The organism is Corallococcus sp. AB049A (assembly GCF_003668885.1).
GTDB lineage: Bacteria > Myxococcota > Myxococcia > Myxococcales > Myxococcaceae > Corallococcus > Corallococcus interemptor.
This window is the reverse complement of sequence record NZ_RAWL01000355.1, coordinates 1-9,158: the sequence shown is the minus strand read 5'-3', so window position 1 is coordinate 9,158 and position 9,158 is coordinate 1. Positions and strand designations below refer to the sequence as shown.

The window sequence follows — 9,158 nt, the reverse complement described above, 5'->3', positions numbered from 1 at the left end:
ACCCCGGACTACCGGAGCCTGTTCGAAGCCGCGCCCAACCCGTACCTGGTGTTGACGCCGGAGTTCGTCATCGTCGCGGTGACGGACGCGTACCTGCGCGCCACGCGGACGCGGCGCGAGGACATCCTGGGCCGCAACCTCTTCGACGTCTTCCCGGACAACCCCCAGGACCTGCAGGCCACCGGGGTGGCCAACCTGCGCGCGTCGCTGGAGCGCGCGGTGAGGACGGGCGCCCCGGACGCGATGGCGGTCCAGAAGTACGACATCCCGCGCCCCCAGGAAGCCGGCGGCGGGTTCGAGCTGCGCTACTGGAGCCCGCTGAACACCCCGGTGTTCGGCGAGGACGGCGCGGTCCGCCACATCATCCACCGCGTGGAGGACGTCACCGACTTCATCCGCCTGAAGCACCTGGACGAGGAGCAGAGCCGGCAGCACGCGGAGCTGCGCGCCCGCGCGGACGAGATGGAGGGCGAAATCTTCCGGCGCGCCCAGCAGATTCAAGAGGCCAACCAGCAGCTGCGCGTGGCGAACGAGCAACTGGGCGAGCTGGACCGGCTCAAGTCCGAGTTCTTCGCCAACGTCAGCCACGAGTTCCGCACGCCGCTGACGCTGATGCTGGGCCCCACGGAGGACCTGCTCGCCGGACGCGCGGGCCCGCTGTCGGACGAGGTCCGCAAGGAGATGGAGCGGGTGCACCGCAACGCCGGGCGCCTGCTCAAGCTGGTGAACGCGCTCTTGGACCTGTCCAAGCTGGAGGCCGGCCCCCAGGAGGAGCGCTTCGTGCCCGCGGACCTGGCCGCGCTGACGACGGACGCGGCGGCCAGCTTCCGCTCCGCCATGGAGCGCGCGGGGCTCAAGCTCACGGTGGACTGCCCTCCTTTGTCCCAGCCCGTCTACGTGGCGCCGGACCTGTGGGAGCAGATCGTCCTCAACCTGGTCTCCAACGCCTTCAAGTTCACGCTCCAGGGCGGCGTCACGCTGCGGCTGAGGGAGAACGGGCAGCGGGTGTCGCTGGAGGTGGAGGACACCGGCTCCGGCATCCCCGCGCACGAGCTGCCCCGCCTCTTCGAGCGCTTCCACCGCGTGCCGGGCTCGCCCTCGCGCACGATGGAGGGCAGCGGCATCGGGCTCGCGCTGGTGCAGGAGTTCGCGCGGCTGCACGGCGGCTCCGTGTCCGCGCGCAGCACCGAAGGCGAGGGCAGCGTCTTCACCGTGGAGCTGCCGCTGGGCCACGCGCACCTGCCGCCGGAGCGCATCCGCACCAACGCCCGGCCGCGCTCCGCGGCGCGCGAGGCCACGTCCGCCTACGTCGAGGAGGCGCTGCTGTGGAGCACCTCCAAGCCCAAGGACCGCACGCAGTCCTCGCACCACCCGTACCCCGTGGCCGCGGACGGCCACGCGCCGGCGCCCCGCGCGCGCATCCTGCTGGTGGACGACAACCGGGACATGCGCGACTACATCCAGCGCGTGCTCTCCCCCGAGTACGACGTGGAGGTGGCGACGGACGGTCAGAAGGGGCTGGAGGCCGCGCTGGCCCGGCCGCCGGACCTGGTGCTGTCCGACGTGATGATGCCGAAGCTGGACGGCATGGGCCTCCTGAAGGCCCTGCGCGCCGCGCCCACCACGCGCGAGCTGCCCATCCTGCTGCTGTCCGCGAAGGCCGGTGAAGAGGCCACGGTGCAGGGCCTGACGTCCGGCGCGGATGACTACCTGGTGAAGCCCTTCTCCGCGGGGGAGCTGCTCGCGCGAATCGCGTCCAACCTGAAGCTCGCGCGCATGCGCGGGGAGATGGCCGACGAGCGCGCCCGCGCGGAAGGCCTGGCCGAGGCGCTGCGCGCCCGCGACGACTTCCTCTCCGTGGCGGCGCACGAACTGCGCACGCCGCTGGCCGCCTTCCAGCTGCACCTGGAACTGGTGGAGCGGGGCCTGGGCCGGGACGCGCCGGCCAAGGCGCTGGAGCGTCTGAAGCAGGCCCGGGCGTTCATCCGGCGGCTGGCGTCGCTGGTGGACGTGCTGATGGACGTGTCGCAGATCACCAGCGGCCGGATGAAGCTCACTCGCACGGACGTGGACCTGGGCGACCTGCTGGTGGAGGTGACGCGCTTCGCGGAGGAAGAGGCACGCCGTGACGGCACGCCGCTCACCGTGGACGTGAAGGGCCCGGTGATGGGCACCTTCGACCCGTCACGCATCTCGCAGGTGGTGCACAACCTGGTCGCCAACGCGCTGAAGTTCGGCCGGGGCCGGCCGGTGGACGTGACCCTGCGGCCGGATGGCGAATACGTGCGCCTGTCCGTGGTGGACCACGGCATCGGCATCAAGCCGGAGGACCGCGAGCGCATCTTCGAGCGCTTCGAGCGCGCCGTGTCCACGCACAACTACGGCGGCCTGGGCCTGGGGCTCTGGGTGTCGCGTCAGGTGGTGGAAGCGCACCAGGGCCGCATCGACGTGGAGGATACGCCGGGCGGCGGCACCACCTTCCGCGTGACGCTGCCCCTGAGGGAGCCGCCGGCGGACATGGCCGGCGGGCTCGCCAGCTGAAGAGGAGGAAGCGGCCGCCTGCTACTGGCAGGCGGCGGCGCAGCGCGCGTTGCGGCACGTGGGGATGCACCGGCCGCAGTCCACGCTGTTGGGAGGACAGCTCCCGTCGCACCGCACGCCAGCGCAGCTGGGCCCCACGTCGCGGTGGGTGATGGCGGTGCCCTCACCACAGCACGCGTTCGCGACGCAGTCCGAGTCGTCGTAGCAGACCTGGTCGGAGAGCACCGGTGGGGTGTCTCCGATGGGCAGGTCCTCCACCCCGAGGTCGCACCCGGCCAGGAACCCCAGGGTGAGGCCCGCGACAGCGCGGGCGACAAGACGCGGGAGGCGGGTACGACGCATGTGGGGCTCCTTGGGCCGGAAGCTGACTACCGGTTCATCGAGCCCAGGAACTCCGCGTTCGCCGCCGTCGGACGCATGTGCTTGAGCACGAACTCCATCGCGTCGATGGGGGTGAACGGGTGGAGCACCTGGCGCAACGCCGTAATGCGCACCAGGTCCGCCTGAGACAAGAGCAGTTCCTCCTTGCGGGTGCCGGATTTGTTGATGTCGAGCGTTGGGAAGATGCGCTTCTCCATCAACTTCCGGTCCAGGACGATTTCGGAGTTACCCGTGCCCTTGAACTCCTCGAAAATCACTTCGTCCATGCGGCTGCCGGTGTCGATGAGCGCCGTGCCGATGATGGTGAGGCTGCCGCCCTCCTCGATGTTGCGGGCCGCGCCGAAGAAGCGCTTGGGCTTGTGGAGCGCGTTGGCGTCCACGCCGCCGGAGAGAATCTTTCCGGACGCGGGCACCACCGTGTTGTAGGCGCGCGCCAGACGGGTGATGGAGTCCAGCAGGATGCAGACGTCGTACTTCTGCTCGACCAGGCGCTTGGCCTTGTCGATGACCATCTCCGCCACCTGCACGTGGCGCGTGGCGGGCTCGTCGAAGGTGGAGGACACCACCTCACCGCGCACGCTGCGCTCCATGTCCGTCACCTCCTCCGGGCGCTCGTCCACGAGCAGCACGATGAGGTAGACGTCCGGGTGGTTGCGGCTGATGGCGTGCGCGATGTTCTGCAGCAGCACCGTCTTGCCGGCCTTCGGAGGCGCCACGATGAGGCAGCGCTGGCCCAGGCCGATGGGGCAGAACATGTCGATGATGCGCGTGGTCATCTCCGACGACTCGTGCTCCAGCTTGAGCTTGCGCGTCGGATAGAGCGGCGTGAGGTTGTCGAACAGGATGCGCTCGCGCGCCGCGTCCGACATGGGGTCCGCGAAGTTGACCTTGTCCACCTTCTGCAGCGCGAAGAAGCGCTCGCCCTCGCGGGGCTGGCGGATGGGGCCCGTCACGGTATCGCCGGGCCGCAGGTTGAAGCGGCGCACCTGCGACGGCGACACGTAGATGTCGTCCGGGGACGGCTGGTAGTCGCTGTCCGCGCTGCGCAGGAAGCCGAAGCCGTCGCTCAGGAGCTCCAGTACGCCCTCCGCGTGGACCTCGAAGCGCTTGTCGGCGATGCCGCCCAAGAGCGCGAAGATGAGGTCCTGCTTCTTCAGCCCCTGGTAGCCCTCGATGCCCGTGTCGTGGGCCATCTTCGCCAGGTCGACAATCTTCATCCGCTTCAGGTCATTGAGCTTGATGACCTGCATCGGGGCGCCGTCACGCTCGACCTCCGTGATGGCGGGGCCTTCCGTGGACTCCTGCGGGGCGGCCGGAGCGGTCTCCTCGGCGGGCGCCTCCTCCTCCGTGCCGCGCAGCTCCTGGAGCTCGTCGTCGCGCACCGGACGGGAGATGGGCGTGAGCACCGGACGGGGCGCTTCCGCGGCGGCCTCGGGGGCCTCGGCCTCCTCGACGGGAGCCTCCTCCCGGCGGGCGGGCGCACGGCGAGACTTGGGCGCGGGCTTCTCCACCTCCTTCGCCGCCGCGCGCTTGCGGCGGGGCTTCTCGTCGGTGAACTGGGGCTCGACTACCTTCTCTCGGGGGGAACGGGCTTTGGCCATGACGCTCTGCTGACGGGAAGTGGGGGGAATCGCCCGAAGGCTCGGGCAGGCTGTACGCGGGACGGCGGTCCGTCCGCGCGGCGCTCGGAAGCACCTTCCAGGGGGCAGCACCACCCAAGTCCTGGGAACGGACCGGAGGGCGCGTGGGCCTGTGGTTGGGAAGAGTCGGCGCCGGGGGAACCCCTGCGCCAGGAATCGCGCTGGAAACTATTGACCGCCCCCAGAGCTGTCAAGGCATCCGTGCCTGGCTCTGTCCCGTTTTTCAGGGGGTTGCACTGGAGGGCGGGGGTATTGCCAACAGGGAATCCGCTATGTAGCTGAAATTCGGGCCTAATGGGGTGGCGGATGCGCCTCCTTGGCGTGAACACGCGTCCCCGGGTTCCCCTTCCCGAGGTGCCAGGCGGCCCTGTCAGGTGGTGCCGGTATGGTGGTGCTCCTCCAACGCGGGGCGTGCGCAACTGGCCGCGCCCCTGAATTGGGGTAAGGACACACCCCGTGGACACCTTCCCGAAAGCCGAAGCCCGTGCCCGAGCGCTCCGTCAGGAGCTGGCCCACCACAACCACCGCTACTACGTGCTGGACGCGCCGGAGATCAGCGACGCGCAATACGACACGCTGATGCGGGAGCTCCAGGGGCTGGAGGAGAAGTACCCCCAGCTGGTGACGCCGGACTCGCCCACCCAGCGCGTGGGCGGCGCGGCGGTGGAGGACTTCGGGCAGGTGGTGCACACCACGCAGATGCTGTCCCTGGCGAACATCTTCGATGACGCCGGGCTCGTGGAGTTCGACGAGCGCATCCGCAAGCTGACGGGCCTCACGCAGGTCGGCTACGTGTGCGAGCCCAAGCTGGACGGCCTGGCCATCTCCCTGCGCTTCGAGGACGGCCGCTTCGTGCAGGGCGCCACCCGCGGCGACGGCACCACGGGCGAGGACGTCACGGGCAACCTGCGCACCATCAAGAGCCTGCCGCTGGAGCTCTTCCCGAACGACGGCGTGAAGGTGCCCAGGCGGCTGGAGGTGCGCGGCGAGGTCTTCATCCGCAAGGAGGACTTCCGCAAGCTCAACGAGAAGCGCGAGGAGGCCGGCGAATCCCTCTTCGCCAACCCGCGCAACGCCGCCGCGGGCAGCCTGCGCCAGCTGGACCCCAGGGAGACCGCCGCCCGGCCCCTGTCCGTCTACCTCTACGAATGCGTGCCCGGCGAGGGCGTGCCCGCCTTCAAGAGTCACATCGAGAAGCTGGAGTACCTGAAGACGCTGGGCCTGCCCATCAACCGCTACCAGCCCGCGGAAGGGGCGGAAGGGGTGCGCCAGCGCTACGACGAGTCCCTCAAGGGCCGCCACGCCCTGCCCTTCGAAGTGGACGGCATGGTGGTGAAGGTGGACGACGAGGACCTGCGCCGCCGCCTGGGCCAGGTGTCCAAGAGCCCGCGCTGGGCCGTGGCCTACAAGTTCCCGCCGGAGGAGGAGTCCACCACGGTGGAGGACATCGGCATCCAGGTGGGCCGCACGGGCGCGCTCACGCCGGTGGCGCACCTGAAGCCGGTGAAGGTGGGCGGCGTGACGGTGTCGCGCGCCACGCTGCACAACGAGGACGAGCTGCGCCGCAAGAACGTGCGCAAGGGCGACACCGTCTTCGTGCGCCGCGCGGGCGACGTGATTCCGGAGATCGTCTCCGTGGTGCTGTCCAAGCGCCCGGAGGACTCCCAGCCCTTCACCTTCCCCACCCACTGCCCGGTGTGCGGCGCGGTGGCGGCCAAGGACGAGGACGGCGCCATCATCCGCTGCACGGGCGCGTCCTGCCCCGCGCAGCTGGTGGAGAAGGTGCGCCACTTCGCCAGCCGCCTCGCCCTGGATATCGAAGGCCTGGGGGACAAGCTGGCCACGCAGCTGGTGACGGCCGGTCAGGTGAAGGCGTTCGCGGACCTGTTCGCGCTCACCCGGGACTCGCTGCTGAAGCTGGAGCGCATGGGGGAGAAGAGCGCGGACAACCTGCTGGCCTCCATCGAGGGCAGCAAGGCCACCACCCAGCGCCGCTTCCTGTATTCGCTGGGCATCCGCCACGTGGGGGACTCCACGGCGCGCGCCCTGGCGGAGGCCTTCCCGGACGTGAAGTCGCTCTTCACGGCCAGCCTGGAGGACATCAGCCGGGTGAAGGACGTGGGCCCGGTGATGGCGCAGGTCATCCACACCTTCTTCCAGGAGCCCCAGAACCAGGCCGCCATCCAGGCCCTGCTGGACGCGGGTGTGCGCCCGGCCCCCCCGGCGGTCGCCACGGGCGGCCCCTTCGTGGGCAAGACGGTGGTGCTGACCGGCACCATGGAGCGGCTTGCGCGCGAGCAGGCCAAGGAGGAAATCGAACGGCGCGGGGGCAAGGTCTCCGGAAGTGTCTCGCGCAAGACCGATTTCGTCGTGGCCGGCGAGGACGCGGGCACCAAGCTGAAGAAGGCGCAGGAATTGGGCGTAAGAATCCTGGATGAGCAGGCGTTCCTGAAGCTGCTAGAAGGGGACGTCAGAGCATGAGGCCAGAGGCATGAACACGCAGCGCCACCGGGTGACCCTGCGCATCCAGGGCACGGTCCAGGGCGTCTCCTACCGGGAGAGCGCCCGCCAGGAGGCGCTGCGCCTTGGCCTGTCCGGCTGGGTGCGCAACCGGGGCGACGGCTCCGTGGAGGCCACGGTGGAAGGCGAACCGGGCGCGCTGGAAGACTTCATCCGCTGGTGTCACACGGGTCCCCGCCTGGCGCGCGTCACGGACGTGGCGCGCACGGACGGTCAGGCCACTGGCGAATTCCGCACCTTCACCGTGGAGCGCACATCATGACGCCCTACGCGCTGGCTTCCCTGCCGGCCATGCTGGGCATCCGGTCCGGCACCAAGGTTTCCGTCATCAACCCCCCGCGGGGCTTCGTGCAGAAGCTCAACCCGCTGCCGGACGGGGTGGAGTTCCTCGTCACGGCCCAGACGGGGCTGGACGTCATCCTCTTCTTCACCTCCGACGCCACGGAGCTGGTGCAGCGGCTGCCCGCGCTGTCGCGCGCCACCACCCTGAATGGCGGCATCTGGGTCTGCTGGCCCGCCGGCGAGGGCGTGAAGACGCGCCTGTCGGAGGACTTCGTGCGCCAGGCGGCGCTCGACATCGGCCTCGTGGACAACAAGATCTGCATCATCGACGAGACCTGGACGGGCCTCAGGCTGGTGCGCCGTCCGCGAGGCAAGCTGGACAAGCCGGAAGGCCGCAAGCAGGCCCCCGCCCAGGCCTGAACGTCCGTTTCCGAGCGTCCGGCGACCCGCCGGGCGGGCCGCCCTCCATCTGCCCGACAGTGGATGAACGGGCGCATCGGGCCTTTACACACCTGGAGGGGCGTGGAAAACTCTCCGTGTTTCTGGGCAGTTGTGTGACGCCCCGCGTTGGCGGGACATCACGCCCAGGCAGGAATTTCGACGGGTTGCGCTTCCGGTTTCCTTCGGATGCCCCTGCTGCTCCGGGGCCCCCAGACGCCCCCCCAAGGTGGCCCACATGACGGGCACCGACCGGGTGTGGAAGAGGGGGCGGACAGCACGGGCGTGGTGGAAGCCTCGAGCGCGTGAAGAGAAGCAGCCCCGCCCGGCACGGTGCCGGTCGCAATGCGGGGCGACATGAACTCGGAGGAGCAGGCGGCGATGTCCTCGGCCCCCACCCAGGTGATGCGTTCTCCCTCCGGGTCCTCCGGAAGGCGTCCACACGCCGGAGGGCCGCTGGCCGCCTCTCCCCTCGCAGCGTGCTCGGAGGTGTGGCGTCTCGCCGCCTCCCGTCCGGTGAGGTCCCCCCTACCGCGCGCGCTTCCAGGATTCATCCATGAGCAGTGTGCTCGTCATCAATGCCGCGGGTCGGGAGACCCGGGTGGCCCTCGTCGAGGGCGGCCATATCGCGGAGTTCTACCTCGAGCGTAAGAAGGACAAGGGCGTCGTCGGAAACATCTACAAGGGCCGCGTCGTCCGGGTGCTCCCGGGCATGCAGGCGGCTTTTGTCGACATCGGGTTGGAGAAGGCCGCCTTCCTGTATGTCAGCGACGTCGTCTACGACCCGGACTTCGCCCGGGCGCAGTTCGAGCTGACCGAGGGCGAGCACGAGGACGCCCCGGAGGTCCCCACGGAGTCCGAGGCCGACGCCGTGGAGCTCGCGGCCGCCGTCGTCCCGGACGCCACGCACGCCCTGCCCGCCGGCACGGAGGCCCCCGCGGCCACGCCGGAGCCGGTGCTGGCCCACGACGGCGCGCTGGCCCTGGACGTCCAGGGCCAGGCCGCCGCGCCAGAGGCTTCTGTTGAAGCCTCTGTTGAAGCGGTGAAGCCGGCCGTGGAGGCCGCCCCGGCCCCGGTGGAGGCGGCTCCTGCTGCTTCCGAGCCGGCCGAGCCCGCGCTCATCGCGCAGACCCCGGCGGAGGGCGCCACGCAGGAGGCCCCTGTCGAGGTGTCCACCGCCGCCGTGGCGGTGCCGCTGACGGAGAACGGCGCGCAGCCGGTGGAGGCCGCCGCGCTGGTGGCGGAGACGCCCGCGGAGAGCGCCACCGCCACCGCCCTGGCGGAGTCCGCCGTGGCGCCCGCGACGGAGGGCAGCGCCGCCGAGCCGCCGCCGCACGCGGCCGCCCTGGGCGAGCT

At 70.4% G+C, this 9,158-nt stretch carries 6 protein-coding genes and 1 pseudogene; 5 read left to right on the top strand and 2 right to left on the bottom strand.

Annotated features, from left to right (window positions below; genetic code table 11):
• A partial coding sequence (locus D7X55_RS29675; protein WP_121724827.1) for an ATP-binding protein occupies window positions 1–2,541 on the top strand: 2,541 nt, incomplete at its 5' end.
• A gap of 21 nt (window positions 2,542–2,562) precedes the next feature.
• Here the strand turns inward: D7X55_RS29675 and D7X55_RS29670 are convergent.
• Both D7X55_RS29670 and rho read right to left on the bottom strand, forming a co-directional pair.
• Window positions 2,563–2,883, bottom strand: coding sequence for a hypothetical protein (locus tag D7X55_RS29670; protein ID WP_120548809.1), 321 nt, complete (start codon window positions 2,881–2,883; stop codon window positions 2,563–2,565).
• A gap of 26 nt (window positions 2,884–2,909) precedes the next feature.
• Window positions 2,910–4,523, bottom strand: coding sequence for a transcription termination factor Rho (gene rho, locus D7X55_RS29665; RefSeq protein ID WP_121724826.1), 1,614 nt, complete (start codon window positions 4,521–4,523; stop codon window positions 2,910–2,912).
• Between the two features lie 495 nt (window positions 4,524–5,018).
• Between rho and ligA the strand changes: the two genes are divergently transcribed.
• The 4 genes and pseudogenes from ligA to D7X55_RS44870 all read left to right on the top strand — a co-directional run.
• Window positions 5,019–7,043: an NAD-dependent DNA ligase LigA gene (ligA, locus tag D7X55_RS29660; RefSeq protein WP_121724825.1), complete on the top strand. Its 2,025-nt coding sequence runs from the start codon at window positions 5,019–5,021 to the stop codon at window positions 7,041–7,043.
• 10 nt (window positions 7,044–7,053) lie between these two features.
• The gene (locus tag D7X55_RS29655) at window positions 7,054–7,344 is read left to right on the top strand and encodes an acylphosphatase (RefSeq protein ID WP_120548812.1); all 291 of its coding nucleotides are present in this window, start codon (window positions 7,054–7,056) and stop codon (window positions 7,342–7,344) included.
• The gene (locus D7X55_RS29650) at window positions 7,341–7,784 is read left to right on the top strand and encodes a DUF3052 family protein (protein WP_014398919.1); all 444 of its coding nucleotides are present in this window, start codon (window positions 7,341–7,343) and stop codon (window positions 7,782–7,784) included. Before D7X55_RS29655 ends, D7X55_RS29650 begins: the two co-directional genes overlap by 4 nt.
• Window positions 7,785–8,358: 574 nt before the next feature.
• Window positions 8,359–9,158 (top strand): annotated as a pseudogene (locus D7X55_RS44870) (ribonuclease G); the annotation flags it as partial.

What these genes read in the sequence shown, in the direction of transcription:
- rho (WP_121724826.1), bottom strand. Translation starts at nt 4,523, where the DNA reads ATGGCCAAAGCCCGTTCCCCCCGAGAGAAGGTAGTCGAGCCCCAGTTC.
- D7X55_RS29670 (WP_120548809.1), bottom strand. Translation starts at nt 2,883, where the DNA reads ATGCGTCGTACCCGCCTCCCGCGTCTTGTCGCCCGCGCTGTCGCGGGC.
- D7X55_RS29655 (WP_120548812.1), top strand. Translation starts at nt 7,054, where the DNA reads ATGAACACGCAGCGCCACCGGGTGACCCTGCGCATCCAGGGCACGGTC.
- D7X55_RS29650 (WP_014398919.1), top strand. Translation starts at nt 7,341, where the DNA reads ATGACGCCCTACGCGCTGGCTTCCCTGCCGGCCATGCTGGGCATCCGG.